Origin of the sequence: Shewanella sp. YQ_9, assembly GCF_043103185.1 — a bacterium.
Classification (GTDB): Bacteria; Pseudomonadota; Gammaproteobacteria; order Enterobacterales; family Shewanellaceae; genus Shewanella; species Shewanella algae.
In genome coordinates this window covers 1-23,483 of the sequence record NZ_JBICJO010000046.1, presented here as the reverse complement: position 1 = coordinate 23,483, position 23,483 = coordinate 1, and the positions used below count along the sequence as shown (strand labels likewise).

20 protein-coding genes and 2 tRNA genes are annotated in these 23,483 nt (G+C 52.6%); 6 read left to right on the top strand and 16 right to left on the bottom strand.

Features of this window, described 5'->3' with window-relative positions:
* Window positions 1–941: 941 nt before the first annotated feature.
* From glsB to trmB, 3 genes are read right to left on the bottom strand one after another with little or no spacing between them, the layout of a single operon-like run.
* The gene (glsB, locus tag ACF8D4_RS14335; protein WP_145839563.1) at window positions 942–1,856 is read right to left on the bottom strand and encodes a glutaminase B; all 915 of its coding nucleotides are present in this window, start codon (window positions 1,854–1,856) and stop codon (window positions 942–944) included.
* Window positions 1,856–2,179, bottom strand: a complete 324-nt coding sequence (locus ACF8D4_RS14330) for a YggL family protein (protein ID WP_025009472.1) — start codon at window positions 2,177–2,179, stop codon at window positions 1,856–1,858. Before ACF8D4_RS14330 ends, glsB begins: the two co-directional genes overlap by 1 nt.
* A 22-nt stretch (window positions 2,180–2,201) precedes the next feature.
* Entirely contained in the window at window positions 2,202–2,918 is a 717-nt protein-coding gene (gene trmB, locus ACF8D4_RS14325; protein ID WP_025009473.1) for a tRNA (guanosine(46)-N7)-methyltransferase TrmB, read from the bottom strand.
* A gap of 171 nt (window positions 2,919–3,089) precedes the next feature.
* Between trmB and mutY the strand changes: the two genes are divergently transcribed.
* Window positions 3,090–4,196, top strand: a complete 1,107-nt coding sequence (mutY, locus tag ACF8D4_RS14320) for an A/G-specific adenine glycosylase (RefSeq protein WP_234520743.1) — start codon at window positions 3,090–3,092, stop codon at window positions 4,194–4,196.
* 2 nt (window positions 4,197–4,198) lie between these two features.
* Window positions 4,199–4,477, top strand: a complete 279-nt coding sequence (locus ACF8D4_RS14315) for an oxidative damage protection protein (protein WP_025009475.1) — start codon at window positions 4,199–4,201, stop codon at window positions 4,475–4,477.
* A 236-nt stretch (window positions 4,478–4,713) separates the two neighbouring features.
* On the opposite strand, the gene ACF8D4_RS14310 is transcribed toward ACF8D4_RS14315, so the two are convergent.
* The 7 genes from ACF8D4_RS14310 to ACF8D4_RS14280 form a co-directional block, all read right to left on the bottom strand.
* A complete protein-coding gene (locus ACF8D4_RS14310) occupies window positions 4,714–6,042 on the bottom strand; it encodes a P-loop NTPase fold protein (protein WP_157822969.1) in 1,329 nt (442 codons plus the stop codon).
* Between the two features lie 340 nt (window positions 6,043–6,382).
* Window positions 6,383–7,573, bottom strand: coding sequence for a multidrug effflux MFS transporter (locus tag ACF8D4_RS14305; protein WP_186265444.1), 1,191 nt, complete (start codon window positions 7,571–7,573; stop codon window positions 6,383–6,385).
* 219 nt (window positions 7,574–7,792) lie between these two features.
* Window positions 7,793–8,284: an ATP-binding protein gene (locus tag ACF8D4_RS14300; RefSeq protein ID WP_096141517.1), complete on the bottom strand. Its 492-nt coding sequence runs from the start codon at window positions 8,282–8,284 to the stop codon at window positions 7,793–7,795.
* A complete protein-coding gene (locus ACF8D4_RS14295; RefSeq protein WP_044733973.1) occupies window positions 8,281–8,823 on the bottom strand; it encodes a dihydrofolate reductase family protein in 543 nt (180 codons plus the stop codon). The genes ACF8D4_RS14300 and ACF8D4_RS14295 overlap by 4 nt, the downstream gene beginning before the upstream one ends.
* Window positions 8,824–9,146: 323 nt before the next feature.
* Window positions 9,147–9,482: a co-chaperone YbbN gene (locus ACF8D4_RS14290; RefSeq protein ID WP_054745432.1), complete on the bottom strand. Its 336-nt coding sequence runs from the start codon at window positions 9,480–9,482 to the stop codon at window positions 9,147–9,149.
* A 164-nt stretch (window positions 9,483–9,646) separates the two neighbouring features.
* Entirely contained in the window at window positions 9,647–10,222 is a 576-nt protein-coding gene (locus ACF8D4_RS14285) for a YceI family protein (protein ID WP_109248991.1), read from the bottom strand.
* A gap of 4 nt (window positions 10,223–10,226) precedes the next feature.
* Window positions 10,227–10,775 (bottom strand): cytochrome b, encoded by a 549-nt coding sequence (locus ACF8D4_RS14280; protein ID WP_144162432.1) that lies wholly within the window; start codon window positions 10,773–10,775, stop codon window positions 10,227–10,229.
* A gap of 376 nt (window positions 10,776–11,151) precedes the next feature.
* Between ACF8D4_RS14280 and ACF8D4_RS14275 the strand changes: the two genes are divergently transcribed.
* From ACF8D4_RS14275 to ACF8D4_RS14265, 3 genes are all read left to right on the top strand, one after another.
* Window positions 11,152–11,227 (top strand) — tRNA-Phe (locus ACF8D4_RS14275).
* A gap of 7 nt (window positions 11,228–11,234) precedes the next feature.
* Window positions 11,235–11,310 (top strand) — tRNA-Thr (locus tag ACF8D4_RS14270).
* A 204-nt stretch (window positions 11,311–11,514) separates the two neighbouring features.
* Complete coding sequence (locus tag ACF8D4_RS14265; RefSeq protein WP_028779010.1) at window positions 11,515–12,282, top strand: EAL domain-containing protein; 768 nt, start codon at window positions 11,515–11,517, stop codon at window positions 12,280–12,282.
* A 542-nt stretch (window positions 12,283–12,824) separates the two neighbouring features.
* Here ACF8D4_RS14265 and ACF8D4_RS14260 read toward each other — a convergent pair.
* The 6 genes from ACF8D4_RS14260 to ACF8D4_RS14235 form a co-directional block, all read right to left on the bottom strand.
* Complete coding sequence (locus ACF8D4_RS14260; RefSeq protein WP_392465362.1) at window positions 12,825–14,141, bottom strand: sugar MFS transporter; 1,317 nt, start codon at window positions 14,139–14,141, stop codon at window positions 12,825–12,827.
* Window positions 14,142–14,625: 484 nt separating this feature from the next.
* On the bottom strand, window positions 14,626–15,771 hold the full coding sequence (gene nagX / locus ACF8D4_RS14255) for a transmembrane glucosamine N-acetyltransferase NagX (protein ID WP_144221490.1): 1,146 nt from the start codon (window positions 15,769–15,771) through the stop codon (window positions 14,626–14,628).
* 92 nt (window positions 15,772–15,863) lie between these two features.
* Window positions 15,864–17,009 (bottom strand): N-acetylglucosamine-6-phosphate deacetylase, encoded by a 1,146-nt coding sequence (gene nagA / locus ACF8D4_RS14250; protein WP_392465343.1) that lies wholly within the window; start codon window positions 17,007–17,009, stop codon window positions 15,864–15,866.
* A gap of 49 nt (window positions 17,010–17,058) precedes the next feature.
* A complete protein-coding gene (gene nagB-II / locus ACF8D4_RS14245) occupies window positions 17,059–18,057 on the bottom strand; it encodes a glucosamine-6-phosphate deaminase NagB-II (RefSeq protein ID WP_221052685.1) in 999 nt (332 codons plus the stop codon).
* Window positions 18,054–19,007 carry an N-acetylglucosamine kinase gene (gene nagK, locus ACF8D4_RS14240; RefSeq protein ID WP_054745424.1) on the bottom strand — a complete coding sequence of 318 codons (954 nt, stop codon included), beginning with the start codon at window positions 19,005–19,007 and terminating at the stop codon, window positions 18,054–18,056. The genes nagB-II and nagK overlap by 4 nt, the downstream gene beginning before the upstream one ends.
* Before the next feature lie 430 nt (window positions 19,008–19,437).
* Window positions 19,438–22,140: a family 20 glycosylhydrolase gene (locus ACF8D4_RS14235; RefSeq protein ID WP_234520738.1), complete on the bottom strand. Its 2,703-nt coding sequence runs from the start codon at window positions 22,138–22,140 to the stop codon at window positions 19,438–19,440.
* Between the two features lie 624 nt (window positions 22,141–22,764).
* On the opposite strand from ACF8D4_RS14235, the gene ACF8D4_RS14230 reads away from it, so the two are divergent.
* A complete protein-coding gene (locus tag ACF8D4_RS14230; RefSeq protein ID WP_025009486.1) occupies window positions 22,765–23,451 on the top strand; it encodes a SapC family protein in 687 nt (228 codons plus the stop codon).
* Window positions 23,452–23,483 lie beyond the last annotated feature (32 nt).

Genomic DNA, 23,483 nt, shown 5'->3' with positions numbered 1-23,483 from the left:
CTACACTCAGGACTCGCCAAACGCATCCATGCATAAGGGCCAGCTCGCCTTCCTTGGCTCGCGCTCATGAACTTGTCGCTTCGCAACATTCGCCTTGCTCGACCTTCGAGCCTCGACATCCCTGTCTCGGCTACGCCAATTTGCAACAACGCCAGCGGCGGCTCCGAAGGGGGAATTGGTGCAACTCTTCCCACACAGAGTTGTTTTGAGCTGCAGATATACGCCTAATTCCAGGCACAGGCGGGACTGTGACCGTCGAAAACAAGGATGTTTTCGTCGAGCGCCCAAGGATGGGTTAACAGCGTGTCACAGGATCGCCTGTGCATAAGCCTGCGGCAGGCAATGAGAAACATCCGTCGCCGGAGGCCCTGCCAATACTAATTAGTAACTTTTAGCTAAAAGCTATGATAGCCGCTGTGCCAGCAGCCTAAAGTCGTGGAGCTTCGCCCCACACCCGACCAAGAAGGGATCAACAGCAATCCCCTCTTGGATCTCCCTTGCCGCCCCACACGGTGTCGAAAGCCCCTCGGCCTAATGGCGCAAATAACTACCGCTTCAGACGCTCATCCCTGATTCGACTGGCGCTGCTTCGGCATCCATGCCTCAGCCACGTTATTTGCGCCAACGGCTTTCGGCGACACCGAGGGGAATTTGGTGCAATTCTGCAATCATAGCGTTGCTTGAAATTGCTTATATACCCACAGATATACGCCTATTTCCCAGGCACAGGTGGAAGTGTCACCTTCCGAGCCAGGGATGGCGAGGCCGAGGCCGTTCTCGGACGTCCTGTCCTTCACTGCATTCAGGCTTCCTGCCTATCCGCACCGCAGGTGATGGGCTACATAGTGGCCGGAAACCCGGCAAGCGCCTAATGTGCAACTTTAGGCTGAAAACTATGGTATGGCGTAAAAAACAAAGGCAGCGGAATGCTGCCTTTGGGATCAGAAGATTGAGCGGCCAACGGCCAGCCTGAGTTGCTCCAGCGCTGCCGTTCCGGCGAGTGAGTTGCCGCTGCGGTCAAGCTCCGGCGACCAGACACAGATGGACATGTCACCGGGGATCACGGCGATTATACCACCACCGACACCACTCTTGCCCGGCATGCCGACCCGGTAGGCAAACTCACCGGCGCCATCATAAAGCCCGGATGTAGCCAAAAGCGCATTGAGTCTGCGGCTCTGCAGCGGTGATATCAGCTCTTTGCCATCCATTGCCTTACCGCCTTGGACCAGATACATCATGGCCCGGGAAAGATCGGCGCAGCTCATTTTCAAGGCGCAGTAATGGAAATAGCTTCGCAGCACAGTATCCACATCATTGTTGAAGTTACCGAAGGACTTCATCAGATAGGCAATGGCGGCATTGCGGGCACTGTGCTGATACTCGGAATCGGCCACCACCTTGTCGTAGCAGATATGCGGATTACCCGCCAAACGGCGAACCACTTCCAGCATTCTGTGCTTGGGCGCTCCGAGGCGGCTCTGCAGCAAGTCGGCTATGACCAGCGCACCGGCATTGATAAAGGGATTACGGGGAATACCGCGCTCCAACTCCACCTGCACCAGAGAATTAAATGAGTGACCCGACGGCTCTTTGCCTACCCGGCTCCAGATTTCGCTTTCTTCATATAGTGTCAGCGCCAGTGTCAAACTGAACACTTTGGATATACTTTGAATGGAAAAAGGCTCTAAATAATCCCCTGCCCCCACTGTGGTGCCGTCGGCCATGGTGACGGCAATCCCCAGCTTGTTGGCATTGACCTGGGCAAGGGCCGGAATATAATCCGCCACCTTACCCTGGCCAATCAGAGGGCGAACCCTGTCGAGCACCTGCTCAAGCAAGGCCTCGTCCGGGATTAACTCCACCAAATGTCGTACAGCTCAGTAACTTCCAACTCGCTGATTGGCTGAGCTTCCCAGAATGCCTTGACTGCGCTTCTGTCATCTTCAGTGCACTTGCCAATTCTTTGGGTGGCAATAATGCCTTCCCACTCTCTGTGGCCGCCACCGTGGAAGCCCAAGCCTCTAGGCTCTATGACTTCATCAATAAAACGGTCGACCAGGGGATCTATCTGTTCCTCCGACACAGAGTCGGCAAAACGCCAACTAACGTCAAATCCCAACTCCTGGAATTCATCAACACGCAATTTCTTGCGCAAACGACGACTGCGAATAGCCATACTGCTTCTCCCTCAGGTGTAATTACTCTGTACGTTCGAACATCAGATCCCAAACACCGTGACCCAGGCGCTGGCCGCGAGCCTCGAACTTGGTCAACGGACGGTAATCCGGGCGTGGCACTACAGTGCCATCGCTGGAAAGGTTGCGATAGCCAGGGGCGGCATTCATCACTTCCAGCATATGCTCGCTGTAGTTTTCCCAATCGGTAGCCATGTGGAACACACCACCGATTTTCAGTTTACGGCGCACCAACTCGGCAAAGGCCGGCTGCACTATGCGGCGCTTGTGGTGGCGTTTCTTGTGCCATGGGTCGGGGAAAAACAGCTGCAGCCGCGCCAGAGAATTATCGGCAATGGCGTGCTCCAGCACTTCCATGGCATCGTGATGGAATACTCTCAGGTTGGTGACTCCGGCTTCGCCGGCATCGGCAAGACAGGCGCCCACCCCGGGCTTGTGCACTTCGATACCGATAAAGTTAAGCTCGGGGGCTTCCTTGGCCATGGTCACCAGTGAGGCACCCATACCAAAACCTATCTCCAGCACTGTGTCTGCCTCACGGGCAAAAACGGCGTTCAAATCCAGAGGCTCGGGGGAATAATCCAGCCCCATGCTGCCCCAATGCGCTTCTATGGCCTGGGCCTGGCCCTTGGTGAGGCGACCCTCACGCAGCACAAAACTCCTTACTTTGCGCAGATACTTGCCTTCTTCGTTAAACTCGGCCGTTGTGACTTCGCTCATTTTTGCCCCTAGAGAGGTGTGAAAAAAGAAGGGCATTATCCAAAGTTCACCATACAGTGCAAGCCCTGATGCTGAAAAAGTATACCAACAATCCACAAGAACGAAATAAGTCAATCATTTGGGGGGATCAATCTCCTTGTTTCGCCCCTTGGCTGCGGCTACACTGCGCCGATGAACAAAACAGCTTCTTTCGCAGAACGTATCGTAAAATGGTACGACTTGAATGGTCGCAAGACTCTGCCATGGCAACAGCAAAAGACCCCATATAAAGTATGGATTTCTGAAATCATGTTGCAGCAGACCCAGGTCGCGACTGTTATCCCCTACTTCCAAAAATTCATTGCCCGTTTCCCCGATGTCGTCAGCCTGGCCAATGCCGACACGGACGAAGTGCTGCATCTGTGGACAGGTCTGGGCTATTACGCCCGCGCCCGTAACCTGCACAAGGCCGCCATCAAGGTGCGTGATGAGTTTAACGGCGAGTTTCCAACCGACTTTGACTCGGTACTGGCACTGCCGGGCATTGGTCGCTCAACCGCAGGGGCGGTGCTGTCGCTGTCTTTGGGGCAACATCACCCCATATTGGATGGCAACGTCAAACGGGTACTCGCCCGCCACGGCGCCATAGAAGGTTGGCCCGGGCAAAAGGATGTGGAAAACCAACTCTGGCAGCTGACTGAAGCACTCACGCCCAAGGCCGAGATCCAAAAATACAACCAGGCGATGATGGATATAGGTGCCACCATATGCACCCGCTCCCGCCCCGCCTGTGACCAGTGCCCGGTCGCCCGCGACTGCAAGGCGCAGCTAATGGGGCGCCAGGGCGAATTCCCCGGTAAGAAGCCGAAGAAGGCGATTCCGGCCAAAGAAGCCTGGCTACTGGTGCTGGAACACAATGGCGAGATCTTGCTGCAGCAAAGGCCACCCGCCGGGATCTGGGGCGGCCTCTGGTGTTTCCCCGAGTTCAGCAACAGACAAAACCTGCTGCAAGCCGCCAAAGCCTTGGGGCTTGCAAAACACAGCATCACTGAACTGCCCGGCTTTCGCCACACCTTCAGCCACTTTCACCTGGACGCCCAGCCTATGCTGCTGCGGCTAAAGAGCAAAGTAGCCACAGACACGCTGCTGGACCAAGGTCACAGCGCCCAGAGTAAAGACAGGGTAATGGAACCCAAACCCTGTCTCTGGTATAACTTAAACCAACCTTCCCGGGTGGGACTGGCCGCTGCAACAGAGCGGGTATTGGCCAGCCTGGAACCGAGTCTGACCAAGGAGTAAACATGGCACGCACAGTTAACTGCGTCTATCTCAAGAAAGAAGCCGATGGCCTGGATTTCCAACTGTATCCCGGCGAACTCGGCAAGCGCATTTTCGACAGCATCAGCAAAGAGGCCTGGGGCCTGTGGCAGAAAAAACAGACCATGCTGATCAACGAAAAGAAACTGAACATGATGAATGTCGATGATCGCAAACTTCTGGAAGAGCAGATGGTCGCCTTCCTGTTCGAAGGTCAGGAAGTACAGATTGAAGGCTACGTGCCACCGGCAGAAGATGAATAAGCCGCTATAGCTGTAGCGAGCGAAATGAGAAAAGGCCCTTATGGGCCTTTATCTTTTGCTGTCGCGACGAAATTTATCGGCCAGTTCGTGGCGAATTCAGGCACCATCCAGGGCTCACCGGCGATATACTCGGTTGGCAATGGACTTGGGACCTTACAGCATCTGTGCTGTGTGGACAGCACTCTTGGTACGGTTTGTTTGTGACTGCAGGCCTGTAAAGGTTTCGAGCTTGTCAGTTATAGTGAGATGTTAGTTAACCACTGGTTGACAATCAACAAGCGATTAGGTGGTTCTCGACCAAAAAGATTATAATTTGATATTTCTTTATCCATAATCATCTTCTCTTGTGTTGCCTTATCACCAAAGTCAAAATTGACCACGCGAACTACGCGATCTAGTTCACAAAACTCAGTTTGTTGAATATCAGTAAAATTGGCTGCAGCAACAATCCTATCGTAACTAATCTTACCATCTACAGGTCTTAGTGAGTCAGGCTTGCAAACTTTGAGGTAACAGACAATAGCTATTACAGATTGATACTCACTATTGAGCTGTTCCTTAGTTAACATATTGCTCAATATAGAAAAATAAGAAAGTATTCTCTCAATCTCTCTAAATGATGGCTGGTAGTATTGGACAACTTCTACCAATACGTTCTCGCACTCTCTGAGATTAGTGTTTCGGTTCTCACCTGACATTTCCCGCAGGACATATTGTAAATATCTATAACCATGATCATTATACTGGTCTGTTGCTCTTGGCAGGGTTAACCATACATTGATAAATTTATGCAGGTAGTTAACAGGATTGCTCTCCCCATATTTAGCCTTAATTGACTGCTCTAATTGCACCCGATTAGTGACAAGGATAAAGGTGATTCCCTTAACAGAGAACAGATGTTTTACTTGCTCTAATAACTCAAGGGCAAAATCTGGCCGACAGCGATCTAACTCATCAATAATGAAAACTATTGGCCCCCCATCCCCTTGCTCTGTTGCAAATGTTGACAGATGTTCTTTGAACGCTTTTAGTGCCAACTTGTCCTTTTGGGCATGTTCAAACCTTTCCTTTACAAGATCATCCACTTGGTCTGCAATTAGATTGGATAAATCTTTCTCCACCGCATCAACGGCACTACCATCGATTACACCAGCGGTAACAGTTCTCACTGTCAGTTTTATTGCGCCTCTGGCTAGAGACTTACCAGCCTTAATCGCTTTATCCTTGAATTGAGTTTGCTTTTCTTCATCCGTATTTGAGATCAATTGATACATCTCAGATGCCAACGCCAAAAATGGGTCCTTTTGATAATCATTTTCGAAGGCATCGAAATACACTGACTGAATTTTTTTCTCCCGCTGATGCGACAAGTAACCCCGCCACATTTTGATAAAGGTACTCTTACCCTGCCCCCAACCTGCATCCAGCGCAATCACGGGATTACTCTCAGAATTTTCTATTAATTTGGCTAACCGCTCACCAAATTCTTTACGCTCGAAAATATCAATCGATGGCTCAAATCCAGTCTTATTGTCTATTTGTACTTCTGGTGTAACTATCTTCATATTTTCACCACTTCTATTTACATTCAAAAGCTTAACCATTAGAGCTTAATAAGTTGGATATCGACATCGCTAATCAAGTCGCCATTGTTTTTTTCAAGCTATTACGATAGTAAACCATCTTTAGATAGCAGCCACAGGTATTCCTCGGTTTCTGCTCCGACGAGACGTTTACTCTCGGAAACTACACTGCTCATCACTGGCAGAATTACAATAGCAGTTAACGGGCAACTATGCGCTCAATAAGCTCGCGCCAATGCCAACGTTTGAAACTTTCAAATCCACGTTTGACTATTAAAGTCCCCCAAAAATCCGGGGGACTCTTTAGTTATACAAGTCCAAGCTAGCCTTGTTGCCGCCGCCCCAGCAGGATAAAGCCCGCAGCCAACAGGGAAGAGATAAGGATATACACGGCTATAATGGCCGAGGTTCCGGGCGGGATCAGCTTTATCAGCACACTGACCATCAGGCTTAAATACAGGCTTTCCAGCGCATAATAAAGCGCCGTTGCCAAACCCGCCGAAGCGGAGAAGGCGTGCAGCGCGCCGTTGGCCGAGACTGCACAAGTCAAGGCAATATTGACTCCAATCAGGTACATGGGAAGCATAAAGCCCAGCAGGGTAACGCCAAAGAGCCACTCGCACAGATAGAGGATAAGCCCACTGACAAATAGCCCCGCCAGCCCTCGAAACACTGTGCCGCTTATTCCCCAACGCCCAACCAAAGGCTTGACGAACCTGGTGGTCAGTATCATCACAATCGCCACCGAGCCGAACCAGAGGCTGAACTCGACTTTACTCAGGCTCAAGGTATCCATCAGCACCGAGGGCGAGGTGGAAAAGTAGGCGAAGAAGGTTCCCATTGCCGTTGCATAAGCCAAGGTATAACCGATAAAAGTCTTGGACCCCAGGATGGTGAACAAGCTATTGAAACGAAACGGCTGGGTTTTGGCCGGCCGGGTTTCTGGCCATTTAAACACTGTGTGCACGGCAACCACGGCAGCGAATATTCCCAGGAAGTAAAATATGCCCTGCCAATGCCACTGCTTTTCTATCAAGGCGCCCAGAAACGGTGCCACTGCCGGTACACAAGCCAACACTGAACCCATGATGGCGTAAACGACTACGCCTTCTTCCCTTTCTGCAAATACATCTCTGACCGTGGCAAACGCCGCAACCAATAGTGCAGACGCGCTCAGCGACTGTAACAATCTCAGTCCCAGAAAGTAATCGAAGTTCGGACTTAAGGGAATAGCCAGGCTGGACAATGAGTACAAGACAGCGCCAATAACGACTATCGGCCTTCTGCCAAACTTGTCCGAGAGGGGGCCAAACAGCAATTGCCCAAGGCCTAGGAGTGCCATATACATGGTCAGCGTCAGCTGAACCTGCTCCCTTCCTACCTTGAAACTTGTGCCGATGTCATTCACTGCCGGAAGGTATAAGTCCATCCCCAGTGAAGCAAGCAGATCGAAAGGTACCAGAAGTACCAAAGAGTATAAGAATGAGTAATTCCAGATATTGTTTCTATTCATTTTCGCGTCCAATTATTGCTAAGAATCTATTCAAGCGATAATTGGACTGCCTTCACTGCTCTCTTCATAATCTAACCTCTATTTTGCGGCGCCTTCGCGCCCGCATGACTATAGCGCCATGTTTGAACTCTGCCAAAGAGCAGCAAACCGGCCGGCGCATATTGGCACAAATAACCTTGGTCTGCCACAGCCAAATAACGAACGCCATGTCCGCTGTTTTCAGGCCGGGCGCACCTCTATCGATAGCGCTTCCTCGGCCGTTGGCACCTCAAAATAGGCACTCACCTGCCGAAAGACGGTTTCATTGTCGAACGCTGCCCGCTCCGGGCATTGAACTCTTCTGAGTGCCAGACGCTCGAGACACAACTCATCATCTGCCTCTAAATAGACCAGCAGATGCTGCGCTCCAGCCGCCTCGGCCAGGGCCTTGAATCCATGACGCTGCACTGCGGTATTGGCCGGGAAGTCCAGCACCACATCGACACCGCAACCGAGTAAGGCCTGAATATGTGCGCTCATAACAGGTTTGAGCCGGGCCGAAAACTTGAGATAGTCGCCAAAGTTTTGGATCTCTTGCGGGAAAAGAGCGGCAAGCCACTGATCTTCACTAATACAGACGGCGCGCCGCTCTGAAGCCAACTCTTGCGACAGAGTCGACTTGCCCGCGCCCATCTTGCCGCAGAAAAAGATTAAGGTACCCACTTGATTCATGCCTGTGTCTCCCTTTGAAACTGATAACGATTCTTTACCAATTGCCCCAGCAACAGCTGTGATGACACCAGCTTCAAGTTCACAGAACCAGGCAAGGTATCAAATAGCCGGATCCCGCCCCCCAGCAACACAGGCACTGTGGTAATGGTCAGCTCATCGACCAGAGCGGCGGCAATAAAGGAGCGAATAAGAGCGCCGCCATCGAGATAGATGTTGTGGTACCCCTTTGCATGCAAGGTGCCGAGCATTTCAGTTGCCGAGCCGCAAATTAACTCGGCTTTGCCGGCAAAACCCTCCGGTAATTGCTTGAGACTATTGCTGGCAACAAATACAGGTTTATCGTAGGGCCAGGCATCGAAGGCGGCCACCACTTCAAAAGTGTTGCGCCCCATGAGCAGAGCATCGACCGAAGCCATAAACTCGGCAAATCCCAGATCGCTGCCCTCCGGGTTATCTATTGCCGCCAACCAATCAAGCTCACCATTGGGTCCGGCAATAAAACCATCCAGACTCTGGGCCATATACACCCTATTTTTCATCTAACTACTCCTTCAGGGAAGGTGCGAACAAGTCCCATGTGTGCTCTGCGTCGGCTTACAGGCCTGGATGCAAGGCGTGGTTCGCCGCAAATGGCTTAGTCCTTTACAAGAAACACAACACAGCAGACAGGCCTGTAAGCCACGCCCTTTGGGGCTTTCACAGCAACCGGCTCTCTGCGTTATCCGACTTCGACAGGCCCCGGCATGCCTTCAGTCAGATGCCTTGAACGCCAATTGCTGTGCAAGCCAGAGTGCCACAAGGACTTATTCACACCTTCCTTAGCTCCGAACTCAATAACAGAAAGCCCTGTCGATTATTTTCCCTAAGACTCAAAACTGAGCCGATAGGGCCTGTCGATTGCCTCTCGCAGATCCGCCAGAGAAAATACCCGCTGCAACTCGGCAAACTTTTCGCCGTCAAAATAGACCTGCACCACGGGTAGACTGAAGATACTCATCTGGGCGGATAGCTGCTGGCCAGGGCCCTGACAATCGATATAGGCCGCCTGCAATAGTGGATACTCGTCGGCCAACATGGCGCTTATTCTGGGCTTCAACGCCTGACACACGCCGCAATGCTCGCCGCCGAACAGCAATAATACCGCGGGTTGGCTTTCGAGCAGTTGTTTAAGCTGCTCAAGGGTTTCGATATTCAACATGGTTTCAGCTCACAACTCACCGGCGGCCCAACTACCCGGGCTCTATTGTTTGTATTGGCGCTCATTGTGCCATATCGGCGCTGACTTTCGGTGACTTTCGCTGCCAGTTTACAGGCCAAAAAGAAAAAGGCGCCGACGGCGCCTTCTGTAAAAACTATTGTGGGTTACTGCTTAACCCCTTCAACAACCAGGTCGAGTTTGACGTGAGTGGAAGCCGGGCCCAGATCGGTAGTAATCTTGTAATCCTTAAGGGCAAACTCGGTAGAGCCGACAAACCCGGCGCGATAACCCCCCCAAGGGTCCTGCCCTTCGCCGATAGCCTTGGCATCTATGGTCAGCGGCTTGGTGACCCCATTGAGGGTAAAGTCACCGGTAATCGCCAATTCGCCATTCCCTTTGTCCTCCACCTTGGTAGACTTGAAGCTGGCCTTGGGATACTTGCCGGCATTGATGAAGTCGGCCGAACGCAGGTGCTTGTCCCGCTCGGCATGGTTTGAATCCAGGCTTTGGGTGTTGATGGTCACATTCACCTTGGCATCTGTCGGGTTGGCCTTGTCAAAGCTGAAGCTGCCTTCAAATTCGTTAAAACGCCCGACCACAAAGCTATAGCCAAGATGGTTGACTCTAAAGTTGATAGAGGCATGGGCGCCCTGAGTATCAATCACATAGTCGGCGGCATTCACGGCGCAAGGCAATAACAGGGCGCTGCCAAGCAAACCGGCAAACAGGGTCTTTTTCATTTTGCTATCCTCTCTTGAGTTTAATCATCCTGACGAGTGTCTGATCTTTATCGATAAAATGGTGTTTCAGCGCCGCCAAGGCATGCAGCACCACCAAGGCTATCAAGCTATAGGCGGCGTATTTATGTATCGCCCCGGCGATATCGGCCTGATTGTTAAACAGCTCACCGACACCCGGCAGCTCAAACCAGTCAAATACCGTGATACCCCGGCCATCGGCGGTGGAGATCAATATGCCGCTCAACATAATCAGCAGCAGCAACAGGTAGAGTCCCCAATGCATCAAACGGGCCGCCTTCTGCAGTAAAGGCTTGTCCGGTATCGCCTGTGGCGACGGGCTCAGCAGTTTCCACAACAATCTGACCAGGGTAAGCGCCAACAGCAAAATACCGATACTCTTGTGCAGATGCGGCCCCTTCTGATACCAGGCACTGTAATAGGTCAAATCAACCATCCAGTAGCCGAGCCCAAACAGGCCTATCACGGCAATGGCCGATAACCAGTGGCTCAAAATGCTGACAAGGCCGTAGCCCTGACGAGTGTTGGCAAGCATTTTCTATCCTTAAGCTATGTCTTAAGCTCATCATATGGAGGCTAAATGAAAACTAAAATCATTAAATATTGGCCATTTCTTTCGAAATTTTAGAAAGTAGGACAAAAGGTGGGCTTAAAGAGCCACAGTGATGCGGGTAACACGGCAGATTGCGGCAAAGATAGTTTGATGCAATAGGCGGCCTGCTGGCTTTTCAAGCGATATCAGTTTAATTTCAGCTCAAAAAGCCCAATTCTGAGCATTAACTGAGCGAACACAGGATTTATGCGGAAAAAGCACTTGCAGGAAAAAATTCAGAACTATATTATACGCGCACTCCGAACGACACGGGCCTCAACTCCCGGTTCGAAGTAGATGACTGGCACTCAGTTCAGTTGCCCGAATAGCTCAGTTGGTAGAGCAGCGGATTGAAAATCCGCGTGTCCCTGGTTCGATTCCGGGTTCGGGCACCACAATTTAGCCGGCATAGCTCAGTTGGTAGAGCAACTGACTTGTAATCAGTAGGTCCCGAGTTCGACTCTTGGTGCCGGCACCATGAAACAGCAAAAACGCCACTCACTGAGTGGCGTTTTTGTTTATATCATTCCCGCTGACTTCAGCCATGGTTTGACCCGATTTCTGCGGCAGACCGCCCTTTCCCTCTCCCTTTGCGCTAACTCATGGCTTAACCTAAAGCCGCTTTGCTTAAGCATAAAAAGCCAGCTAACCTTAAGGATAAACACTCGAAAAGGTCATTTTAATGCTTGAAGGAACAGCAAGTTATGAAATTCACTCCTGCAGTAATTGCCTAAACAAAAAGGAGTTGGGGTTTGATTTCTCAATGGCTTTTCAACCCATAATAAACATCAAAAATAACAGCGTGTTTGGCTATGAAGCACTGGTTAGGGGATTAAACAATGAGGCGGCAGGCCAGATATTTTCCAAGGTCAATGACCACAACCGCTATATCTTTGATCAGATGTGCCGGATAAAAGCCATCTCGCTGGCCTCGCGGCTTGGCATAGACTCCATGTTGAGTATCAACTTTCTCCCCAATGCCGTATATAAACCCGAGCGCTGCATTCGAACCACTCTGGAAGCGGCCAAAAAGTACAACTTCCCTACCGAGAGGATCATGTTTGAATTCACTGAAGTGGAGAAGATTGAAGACAGCAATCACGTTAAACGTATTGTGGAATGCTATCGAGCCCTGGGCTTCATAACCGCCATAGATGACTTTGGTTCCGGGTATTCAGGGCTGGATCTACTGGCAAATTTCCAGACCAATATCATAAAGCTTGATATGGCGTTAATCCGGAATATAGATACAGACAAAGTTCGCCAATCGATAGTGACACATTGCCTGAGCATGTTTCAGGATTTGGGCATCATCCCTTTGGCCGAGGGAATAGAAACCCAAGGAGAATGTTTTTGGCTCAAAACAGCAGGAATCGAACTGATGCAGGGCTACCTTTTTGCCCACCCGGGTTTTGAGAGCTTGCCCCGGGTCGATTTCTCCAATCTCTAAGCCACAGGTTTGTAGTGCACTCCCTATTTATGGGAACTTGTGCCTCTATCAAAAACCAAACACAAACTACATCTATACACGCCTTTCAGCCTGAGTAATTTTTGCTACCGTAAATTTCAATTTAAAGATCATTGCCTTATGATTCTTGCCAATTTTTCAGGGCGAAGACAATGGGTAGCGTAATAACACTTGATGGTTATGCTCAAAGATTTAAGCGGGTAAATGCCATAGTTCACTTCCTGGATGATGGGTTTAAAAAACCCGCGTATCGCCAGTACCTCAAGCTGTAACCGGGTTAACCCCCAATCCCTATTTCGCGACCTCGATATTGATAGTGGCCAACGCCTTTCGACTGCGATGAAAAAGCCATTCGGGCTTGAGCCAGCCGTCATTGACTTCTTTATGACACAAGAGTGTTTGGGTTCGTGGCTGAGACATCAGCTATGACGAGATCCCCGAGCCAAAAGGCTCGGGGAATTGAAGCAAACGGCTATTACCGACCATGAGCAGTTAAGTCACCAAGGAGGGCTAAACTCTCGCTGTTACCAACTGCGCATCTTATGGCCTTTCAGCGCATAGAAGAGGATAAACAGATAACAGGGCAAGCCTATCCAGTAACCCAACTGCACATTGTCACTGAAGTGGGCAATCTTGCCGAATATCAGCGGCAGTATGGCGCCACCTGAAATACCCATGATCAGCAGCGCCGAGCCCTGGGCCGTGTACTTGCCCAGCCCTTCCAGCGCCAGCGGCCACACAGAGGGCCAAACCAGAGCGTGAGCCAGGCCCATCATGGCGACGAAGGTGACTGTATCCGGAATAGTTGGAATACCGCTCCACCCCCACAGCAGCGACGAGATAGCATGGCTCTCGGCCGATGAGAAGATGATACCAAAAATGCAAGCAATACCCGCCAATGCCGAGGCGAGCAAAGCCTTTTCCTGGCTGATAAAACGTGGAATACAACTAACCCCCAAAAGGTAGCCGATAACCATAAACACCATGGTGTAAGAGGTCAGGGATGCGAAATTGTTGACGCCAAGGCTGGCACCATAGAGGCCTATGGTATCACCGGCAATCACTTCAACCCCCACATAGGCAAAGATGGCTATGGCGCCCAGGATCACCTGAGGGAAATGCACTATACCGCTCTTGTCGGCGTGCTCTCCCTCTTCTCCCTCAAAGGCGATTTCAGGCAAAGCAGAAAACTTCACCAGTGCGATCAGTACCACAAGCGCCAGCGTCATATAGATATAGGGCATCACCAGACGTGAAGACAGTTCGCTTATTTGGGCTTCTCGCTCGGCCGGGGCCATGGCAGCCAGATGCCCGGCGGTGAAGCCTTCCAGATCAGCCAGTACCAAAGCGGTAAAAAGAATAGGCACTATCACACCGGCGCCCTTGTTAATCAGCCCCATGATGGAGATCCGCATGGCGGCGCTCTCCTTCGGACCAATATGCACCACATAGGGGTTGGATGCCGTCTGCAAAATGGTCAGGCCGGTTCCCAGTACAAAAAGCGCCAGCAGGAACATTAAAAAGTTGGCGCTGAAGGCGGCAGGAATAAACAGCACAGAGCCGACTGCCATGATCCCCAGCCCCACCGCCATGCCATTGCGATAGCCGGTGCGACGCAGGATCGACGACATGGGCAGCGCCATCACGGTATAGGCGATGTAGAAGGCAAAGGTGACAAACAGTGCCTGAAACTCATTGAGCTCACAGATGATTTGCAGAAAAGGGATCAATGAACCATTCAACCAGGTCACAAATCCAAAGATGAAAAACAGCGCACCTACGATAGTCATAGGCAGAAAACTGCTTCTTGAGGCTGCGTCAGCCGGGGTAGCAACTGTCATGTTCATAAACCTGCTTCTTATAGTAATTTATTGTTTGGCAACCAAATTTATCGGCGCCCCATCCATCTTGAGTGGTGTTTAACGCTTGAAACCTTGATGCCGCGGCAGCTTTATACACGGCTTTGTTTCAATAAAGTTACGTCATAATAACAAAAAAGACAACGCTGTCATTAATTTTAAACCAGACAGATGGCCGCTTGTTCGGCGAGCTAAGGAAGGTGCGAATAAGTCCTCGTGGCACTCTGGCTTGCACAGCAATTGGCGTTCAAGGCATCTGACTGAAGGCATGCCGGGGCATGTCGAAGTCGGATAACGCAGAGAGCCAATTGCTGTGAAAGCCCCGAAGGGCGTGGCTTACAGGCCTGCCTGCTGTGTTGTGCTTCTTGCTAAGGACTAAGGCCATTTGCTGCGAACCACGCCTTGCATCCAAGCCCGTAAGCCGACGCAGAGCACACATGGGGCTTGTTCGAACCTTCCCTAAGCCTCAAACCCGAATAAACAACTGCCTGCGATACATCCACCAGAGCAGCAACCATTGCACCCCGAGCATGGCCAATACACCAAGCAGTGGTTGCCAGTTCTCGGGGGCGCTATTGATAAAACCACCAAGCAGACTTTCGCTGCTATAGCGCCACTGAACCAGACTGGAAGCGAGATAGATTATGATGGCGTTGCAACCAATCACCACAAAGGGGAAACCCAGCCAACGCAGCCCAAGCACATCGATAACGGCGTAGAACAACGCCAGCAGCAACAGACTCCAACCGCTGCTCACCAGCACAAAACTGCTGGTCCAGAGATCTTTATTAACCGGGATCAGAGGATTAAGCAGCCAGCCAAGCCCCAAACAAACAAGCCCGGCCAGACACAGCAAACCTACCCTGCCCCAGGCTGAAAAGCTTTGCTGCTGCAAAAAGCGGCCCACAAACACACCGGCCAAAGCATTGACCACTGCGGGAAGGGTCGATAACAGGCCTTCCGGATCATAAGGCTTATGTTGGTAACTGATCCCGGGCAGGAAATGACTGTCTACCCAGGCGTTGATGGAACCGGCGGCGCTGAAGTCCCCGGCACTGCCACCCGGGACCGGCAGCCACAGCTGCACCATGGCGTATCCCAGCAAGATAGCGACAGCAGCATAGATCTGGGTTCTGAGCCCTGTGTGCCACACCAGCATGGCGGCAAAAAACCAGGCGAAGGCGATACGCCCCAAGACGCTGGCATAGCGTATCTCATCCAGGGCCGCCGGCATACCCGTCCCCCAGCCGTGGTTGTAGAGCACGCCAAAAAACAGCAGTAAAGCCAAACGCTTAACTGCGTGCTTATATTTTGGGAGTCGCTCGGCAAACGCCAACTTGTCCAGACGCTTGGGAGACAAACCCAGGGCAACGCCGGAGAGGAAGATAAACAGCGGGAAGATAAGATCGTAGAAAGTAAAACCATGCCAACTGCTGTGGTGCATCTGGCCATCGAACCAACGCCAGCCACTCCAAGTAGTCAGCAGCAAGAGGGCGGCAAACAGCGCTTCACCGCCGAGGATCCAGAACATGTCAAAGCCCCGTAGCGCATCGAGCGACATCAGCCTGGGCTTGTTGGCGGTCTCAGTTGCCGCCGCTATCTTTTCAGTCATAGGGCTTCCCTGTTGTTATTATCTTTATCCGGGTAAAAGCTGCACTGCTTATGTGAAGAGGGTTAATCGCATTCTTGGCGCAACGGCTTATTTCAGCGCACACTTTCCTCGGCGGCGTAAACCAATTGACCGCCGATATAGGTGCTTTGCACCTTGAGTTCATTATCGAGCACCAGGAAATCGGCACGTTTGCCCGCAGCCAAGTGGCCTTGCTGCTCGAGCCCAAGAAATGCCGCCGGATACTCGCTCGCCATCCGCATGGATTCTTCAACACTGAGCCCCAGCAGAGAGACAGCGTTTCGCACCGCGGTATTCATATCCAGCACACATCCGGCCAGCTCTCCTGTGATGGCGTTGAGTCTGTCGCCCTGGCGCAGCACTTGCTGGCCAAAGAGCTCAAAACTGGCATCTTGATCCAACCCCACGGGTGGCATGGCGTCCGTCACCAAGAGCATCTTGCCTTTGGCCTTGGCGCGGATGGCCACCTTGGCTGCGGCAGGATGCACATGGTGACCATCGACGATAAGGCCACACCAACTGGCCTCGTCCTCTATGGCGGCGCCCACCATACCCGGTGCTCTGGAGCCCAAGGGCGACATGGCGTTGTAGAGGTGAGTAAAACCGCTGGCACCGGCCGCCAGGGCCGAACGCACGGTATCATAGTCGGCATTGGAGTGACCTAGACAAACACGGACACCGGCCTCGACCAAGGCACTGATAACCTCAGGCGCCACATTTTCCGGCGCCAGGGTCACCAAGCGAACACCCAAGTCCTGACGGCTGAACAATGCCAGCTCGGCATCGGAAATTCGGCGGATATACTGCTGTGGATGCACGCCTTTCTTCGGCACAGACAAGTGCGGCCCCTCAAAATGTATCCCCAACACCCCTGTGCTTTGCCTGGCTATCGCCTCGGCCACCGCATCGGCCGCGCGGTTCATCACTTCGATCCTGTCGGTGATCAGGGTCGGCAAAAAGCCTGTGGTGCCGAACCTGGCGTGGGCCCGGCCTATGGTTGCGATACACTCGAGCGTAGGCTCGCCGTTAAACAGCGCGCCGCCACCGCCATTGACCTGCACATCGATAAACCCGGGTACGACCAGGCCTTGCAGGCGGATAGCATCTGAACCTGCCGCAGAGCCCAAGGCCTGCAGATGGCCGTTCTCCACAGCAAAGCTCAGATTGTGATGATATTGCCTGCCATCGAACAAGCGCTCGGCGATAAAGGTTTGCGTCATTCTCTGCTCTCCACTGCGTTGTCCCGTTTAGACACGTCGGCCACTTTAATCAAAGGGTTTGGGTGACTTTCTTAAGCCCGGCCGGTTGATCCGGATCTATGCCTCTGGCTATGGCCACAGCGGCCACATCGATATAAAAACGCTGCAGCAATGCCAGAGGCGCCACTCTAGGATGAACCTCATTGGCGGTTTGCTTGAGGTGAACCAACTCAGCGCCGCGGCGCCCGACTTCGGCTATCTGCTCAAGATGGCTGGCATAGGATTCATCGGCCACACAGACATCGACTATTTTGAGGTGGTTCTCCACCAGAGTCACAGGGCCGTGGAGAAATTCGGCGCTGGAGAAGGCCTCGGCATGGATAGAACAGACTTCCTTGAGTTTGAGCGCTATCTCTTTACTGATGGCATAACCCAGTCCTCGTCCCAGCACTACCAGGTTGTTGCTGTGCTGCAAAGATTCGGCAGTCAGTTGAGGCTCTGCATCCACAGCCGCCTGCAGCGCCTGGGGCAATTCATCTAAGGCGCGGGCCAACTCAGGGCTCTGGGTCCAGGCAGCAGCCAGTTGCAGCAGCGCCGACAGGGTAGCCAAATAGCTCTTGGTGGCGGCCACCGCCTGCTCCTCTCCGGCGCGAAGCGGCAATACAAGATCGACTATGTCCTTAATGGGGGCGGTTTCATCATTGACCAGCGCCACGCAAAAGGCACCGGCTTCGCGGGCCATCTTGGCCTGGGCCAGAATATCCGGGCTGCGTCCCGACTGAGAGATGACTATCACCAGACCACCGGCCAACTGCAAGCGCTTGCCATAGACACTGGCCACCGAAGGCGCGGCGGCAAAAGTAGGCACACCGGCCTCTATTTCAAACAGATACTTGGCAAATACCCCGGCGTGATCGGAAGAGCCGCGACCCACAATCATCACAAACTTGGGAGCAAACTCGCGCAGCCGCTGCCCCAGTGCTCGGGCTAACCGGTCATTGGCCTGCAACTGGTTGGCAATCTTCTCGGGAGCACTGCGAGCCTCGCGCTCCATTATGGTATGGGTCATGGTTTCACCTTTGCTAAGTCGTATGCGCCGGCATCGGCCGGACGGGCTGAAAATTGCGAGTCTTGATGTTGGTGCATGGCAAAGTGCACGGCACCGATTTCCGGTGGCGCCAACACGGGGGCGATTCGTTCGACCACATCGTCGGCCAGCCAGGGCCTGAGCGGCTCTGCCAGGCCGCCTATCATGGCAAATCGCGGTGGATTGAGTTCAAACAGGCGCCGTGCCAACCGGCTGATATAGTCGGCACCTTCGCTGACTATAGCGGTAGCGGTATCATCGCCCTCGGCCGCACAGGACAGCACTATTCTCGCCAGGGCGGCATAACAACTGGAGGAGCGTCCGGCGAGGTTTTCCACTATCCCCAGGGCATCTGTCACCCCGAAATGGGCCAGCAGTTTGGCGCCAAGGGCTGTTTGCGGCGCAAAACCATCGAGTGATAACAACACCTGCTCCGCGGCTTTCAAGCCCATCCAGGCGCCGCTGCCCTTATCGCCCAGAGCAAAACCATGACCACCGAGAGACAATTGCCGTTCTCCCACATGGGCATAACCACAGGAGCCTGTGCCTGTGATGATGACGGCACCATCTTCCCCCTGGTGGGCGCCTATGCAGGCGGTATGCAGATCTGTGGTCAGGTACATGGCGGCAAAGGGATGCCTCCAATCGAGGATCTCCTGATAAAGCCTGGGAATATTGACACCGGCAAGCCCGAGACCGGCCACCATATTGGCGCAATCGGCTTGCTGCAGACCGGCATCGGCCAGGGCCAAACCTGTAGCACTTATGATAGAGTCGAAAGTTTGGCTCAGACCGTGTAAAGGATTGGCCCGACCGGCAACTCCGGTTCCCAGCACACCCTTTTGCCGGCAGTAGACGGTTGCCCGGCACTTACTGCCGCCGCCGTCTATCCCTATATACACTTGTGTATCCGGTGTCGGGTTTTCCCCCATGGCAGACCTCTTTCTGTTTCTTTTATGGTCACGGCGCAATCTGGCGCGGCGGAACACTGACAAATCGCTGCAGTAAGGCGCCTTTCAGGATTAACCCGGTGACATTCCACTGAGCGGACTCAAGTTAAAGCTATCGTTAACCATGTGGTTAAACTAATGTTACATTAAAAATGACAGCGTTGTCATTTTTTTTTAATCAGCAGAGATAAATCGACTCATGGCTAGGACTTTGACTTGATTAATATATTGAAAATTAACCAATAAATACTCATTAAGCCATTATCTTTGAGCGACTCAGGCGTCCTTAACTACTCTTAAACGCCACTCAAGTATTAAAACCAGGCATTAAAAACCAGGCATTAAAATAAGTCAGGCAGCGTGGACTGGCTTTATCTGTTAACGCCAGCCCATATCAGTACCTGCTTAAAGACTAATTCAGTGGCTGAACCCGGCTATAGCGGCGGCCATCGGGTGAGACACTGCGAAGCTCAAGCGGAGCTGCAATTACCACAGGGCCGCGATACTCCTGCCACTCAGCTCCTGGTCGGCGATATTGGATCTTGAGCCCGGGAAAGATGATATTGGCCTCAAGCTTGCCATCCTTGATTCTGCCGCCCGGCAGCGGCAAACGGTAATGCACCCCGGCCTTATCCAGCTTGGCCAGCTCCTTATGCCCCAGGATGTTGGCCAGTCGATGCCAATCCTCTGCCTGCGCCTGTCGCTGCTCGGCACCGAAGTGGCCGGAATCCTGGCTGTAACTTGCCCCCTGATGCCGGTAAGCCAGTTCCCAGTCCGGCTTATGCCAGGCCTTTTCAGCCAAAACCAAGAGGCGAGGGAAAATCATATAGGCTGCGGTCGTGTCGCTGCGAATCGTCTCGCTCCAGAGTTGTCCCTGCAGGCCTATAAAGCCCCTGCCCGGCGCCATTGGGCCGCTGAGACGCTTTCCTTGTGGGCTGAGTTGCTCTGTGTCATCGGCGACAAAAGGCCTGGCCTCAATATCGCCCCACTGCTCGGCATTGGCCGGCAGGTTATCCGGCATAAAGCTGTGCAACTTGCGACTGTTGCTGCTGCGACTGGCCCAGTAATAGCCGGGCTCTTTCGGATCGGCAGCCGGCGGCATATCGAAATAGAGTACTTCCGGGTTAGACAGCACAGTATCCCAGCCGAGATTGGCCTGGGCATGCGCCCGCTTGAAGCCGCCGTGGGCGACTATGTCCCAGATATTGCTTTGCACCGGACTCGGCATATTGGCCGGGTTGACGTGACTCATGCCATCACTCCAACCGGCCGCCTCTATGCCGCGCTCGGCCAGCATCTGCGATACCCGCTCAATAAAGTAGGCGCCGAGAGCAGATTTGTCGGCCACCCGCTGCGAATTGGTCGCAATAAAGCGTTCACAGGCCGGCGAGTCGAGCCAGGCACCGGCGGTCTCATCGGCACCTATGTGGTAGCGCTTAAGCGGTACTCCGGCGGCCTGATGCAGCTTGGCAATTTCATCTATCACCTTAGCGACAAAGGTGTAACTGGACTCCATACAAACATTGAGCGTGTTGTCGTTGTAGTACTGAATAGAACTGTAGACAGTGGCATCCTCGGGATCCGCCAGCAGATATTGGTTGGCGGCCTGACTGTCGCCCTGAGCCAATAGCTTGCGGCTACGGGCCTGCATCGATTTGATAGCGGCGCGGGAGTGCCCCGGCATATCCATCGACGGGATCACCTGGATCTGTCTTGCGGCGGCAAACTTGAGAATGTCTATATAGTCCTGGGTCGTGTAGTACCCGTTGACCTGAGTCTCAGGATTGGGGCCACTGCCCAGTTGCGGCAGCAAACAGCGGTTTTCGTCGAGATCATGGCAGCGCTTGCTGCCAATCTCGGTCAGCTCCGGCAGACCGGGGATCTGCAGGCGCCAGCCTTCATCGTCGGCCATGTGCAAATGCAATACGTTGAGTTTATAGGCCGCCATCTGCTCCAGCAGGCTCAACACAAACGCCTTGGAATGGAAGTTGCGGCCAACATCCAGATGCATGCCGCGAAACGGGTATCTGGGGCCATCTTGAATGCGCAGCTGCGGCAGTGCTATTGATTGGGTATCATCGGCAGGCAACTGCAGCAAGGCTGCAAGACTCGCCAAGCCATAGGAGTAACCCGCGGCGTCTGCGGCGGCCAGGTTAATTCCGCCGGCCTCAATCTCGAGTCGATAGTGCTCGCTTTGCCCTTCCTCAAGAGGCAGCAAGTTAAGCGCCAACCCTTGCTCGCTCTGGCTTACACCCAGCCTTTGCAGGCGCAAGAGCGCCGCCTCGAGTGATTGCAGCTCGACTCCGGTAGCTATGTGGCTCGGGTTAAGCTTAATCCCGGCATTGAGGGTGACAGGTGTTTGTTCAAGCCAAGTCACTGAATCCGGCTTAGGAATAAGGCTTGCCACCGCAAGGCCGGCATCATCGGGAGTATCGGCATTTTGGCCGAAGACGACACTGGCGGTATCCCAGGGCAGCTTATCCTGTGAGCTGCGGCGATATTGTTTCTCGGCATCCGTGTAAGGCTGCACATAGGGAAGCAACTCAAGCCCGGTATCCGGGTCTTGCTTAACTTCAGTGCTGGCGATGACCTCCGGCTTGAGCCCCTCAACCACCATGTAATAGTTGGGCATGGCATCAATTTCCGACAGCTGCCACAGCTCACCGCGAAAATTGATGATTTCGCTGACACCCTTTTTGAAACCGCCGAAAGCGGCGGTTGGCGTCAGACGATGCAGATCGCCCTGAATATGCTCTATATGAAACTCAGGCGAGGCAACCGAGAGTACCGGACGCATCTGGCTAAAATAGATGGCCCAGTCAGAAGCGCTGAGATCTTCGCTCGGAGTCAGGCGAATTTGCGCCTGGAAACAGCGGCCTTCGGCACGGCTCGGGTCGCAGTTGTCATCCGGCACATTGGACAGCACGGCATATTTCAACTGCAAACTCTGGGCAAAGCTATGCAGCTTATTCTGAGTCAGCTCTTCGTTCGAGGCTTTTGACGAAGAACCGGCTTGGCTCTGCCCTGGTTCAGTCCCGGTTGCCGGCGGCTTGTCAGAACAAGCCGTCAGCCCCAAGCTCAAGGCAATGGCTAACGCCGCGATAGTTAACTTCATTCCGTTACTCTCCTGTCCTTATTATTGTTTTCACCATGATGCCATATTCCCTGTCGACTCAAGCAGTGGCTGTCACCTCAACAAGCTATGTTGAGTGACAACCGGGATAAAAAAATGGCCAGGTACTGAAATCAGCACCCAGCCCACTCTAGTTTCCGGGGAGAGACTACAGTATTGAAAACACAGTTGCGCAGCCGCCCGACAGATACTCAACTGTGGAAGGCATGTAAAGGAGACCTCATCCTCGACATGCAGACCTTACAAGACAACATGGCCATGGAAACAATAGTCACACAAGCAATGACAACGCTGTCATTTCTAAACATACACAAGTACAAACCTTATTTCTACATTTTTTTGACAATTTTTATTTTCCCAAGCCCTCTTGAAAACAGCGCTTGCGAACATATTTTTAACAATGACATCCAGTTTGACCACTGTTAACATCCGCAGCATGCTTGGGGTCACAAGCCAATAAGTCTCAAGCTGAACTTTTTACTGGTTTGCGGTACTAATACAACCGAAGAAGCGGTTCTGGCGCCGATATTTCAGTGACGATTTATTTTCCGGTGCGTCAGTTGATTGGCTGACGGAACCTCAAATAACAACAAGGATAAAAAGACAATGACAGCACAATACGTCCCGCTCAACAACGGCGCACACAAGGCTCTGAAAGTCACTCCAGGCATAGATTTCAGCGAATTTGAGAAGCACCATATGTTGCCCTTGCTGGTGCAGGAATTTTTGCCTGCCGCCACCAGCTTCCCGATCATTTTCGCCAAGAACAGCCAAAGTGGAGAATTCCAGCCGGTTGCCATCACCTCTCTGAAACCTGAGAGCAACTGCTTTATCAAGGACAACACCTGGACCCGACGTTACCTGCCAATGCAGTGCCGGATGCAACCTTTTGCCGCCGGAGACTCCAGCCAGGAAAATGTACTTATCGGTATCGATGTCAACAGCAAGCATGTCAGCGAAGACAAGGGCGAAGCCCTGTTTACCGAAACCGGTGAGCAGACCGAATTCCTGAAAAACCGCATCGAATTTATCGGCAACCTGATTGAGTACCGTGAAATCACCAAGCAGTTCGTCAAGACCCTGACCAGCCATGAATTACTGCAACCCAAGACTCTGACAGTAACCAACAAACAAGGTGAAAAGAGCAATATAGATGGCCTCTATATCGTCGATGAGCAAAAGCTCAACGCCCTGAGCGATGAGGTTAAACTGGAATTTGCCAAGCGCGGCGTCTACTCACCGGTTTATGCTCACCTGTGCTCGCTGAACCAAATCGACTTGCTGCTGGATTAATCCCAGCACAGAGATAAAAAGGCTGCCTTGGC

Bases quoted from the DNA above. Each gene is read 5' to 3' on its own strand.
- ACF8D4_RS14315 (WP_025009475.1), top strand. From the start codon at position 4,199: ATGGCACGCACAGTTAACTGCGTCTATCTCAAGAAAGAAGCCGATGGC.
- nagK (WP_054745424.1), bottom strand. From the start codon at position 19,007: ATGGGGGAAAACCCGACACCGGATACACAAGTGTATATAGGGATAGAC.
- ACF8D4_RS14295 (WP_044733973.1), bottom strand. From the start codon at position 8,823: ATGAAAAATAGGGTGTATATGGCCCAGAGTCTGGATGGTTTTATTGCC.
- ACF8D4_RS14310 (WP_157822969.1), bottom strand. From the start codon at position 6,042: ATGAAGATAGTTACACCAGAAGTACAAATAGACAATAAGACTGGATTT.
- ACF8D4_RS14230 (WP_025009486.1), top strand. From the start codon at position 22,765: ATGACAGCACAATACGTCCCGCTCAACAACGGCGCACACAAGGCTCTG.
- nagX (WP_144221490.1), bottom strand. From the start codon at position 15,771: ATGACTGAAAAGATAGCGGCGGCAACTGAGACCGCCAACAAGCCCAGG.
- nagB-II (WP_221052685.1), bottom strand. From the start codon at position 18,057: ATGACCCATACCATAATGGAGCGCGAGGCTCGCAGTGCTCCCGAGAAG.
- ACF8D4_RS14305 (WP_186265444.1), bottom strand. From the start codon at position 7,573: ATGAATAGAAACAATATCTGGAATTACTCATTCTTATACTCTTTGGTA.
- ACF8D4_RS14260 (WP_392465362.1), bottom strand. From the start codon at position 14,141: ATGACAGTTGCTACCCCGGCTGACGCAGCCTCAAGAAGCAGTTTTCTG.
- ACF8D4_RS14330 (WP_025009472.1), bottom strand. From the start codon at position 2,179: ATGGCTATTCGCAGTCGTCGTTTGCGCAAGAAATTGCGTGTTGATGAA.
- ACF8D4_RS14280 (WP_144162432.1), bottom strand. From the start codon at position 10,775: ATGCTTGCCAACACTCGTCAGGGCTACGGCCTTGTCAGCATTTTGAGC.
- trmB (WP_025009473.1), bottom strand. From the start codon at position 2,918: ATGAGCGAAGTCACAACGGCCGAGTTTAACGAAGAAGGCAAGTATCTG.
- ACF8D4_RS14235 (WP_234520738.1), bottom strand. From the start codon at position 22,140: ATGAAGTTAACTATCGCGGCGTTAGCCATTGCCTTGAGCTTGGGGCTG.
- nagA (WP_392465343.1), bottom strand. From the start codon at position 17,009: ATGACGCAAACCTTTATCGCCGAGCGCTTGTTCGATGGCAGGCAATAT.
- ACF8D4_RS14265 (WP_028779010.1), top strand. From the start codon at position 11,515: ATGCTTGAAGGAACAGCAAGTTATGAAATTCACTCCTGCAGTAATTGC.
- mutY (WP_234520743.1), top strand. From the start codon at position 3,090: ATGAACAAAACAGCTTCTTTCGCAGAACGTATCGTAAAATGGTACGAC.
- ACF8D4_RS14290 (WP_054745432.1), bottom strand. From the start codon at position 9,482: ATGTTGAATATCGAAACCCTTGAGCAGCTTAAACAACTGCTCGAAAGC.
- ACF8D4_RS14285 (WP_109248991.1), bottom strand. From the start codon at position 10,222: ATGAAAAAGACCCTGTTTGCCGGTTTGCTTGGCAGCGCCCTGTTATTG.
- ACF8D4_RS14300 (WP_096141517.1), bottom strand. From the start codon at position 8,284: ATGAATCAAGTGGGTACCTTAATCTTTTTCTGCGGCAAGATGGGCGCG.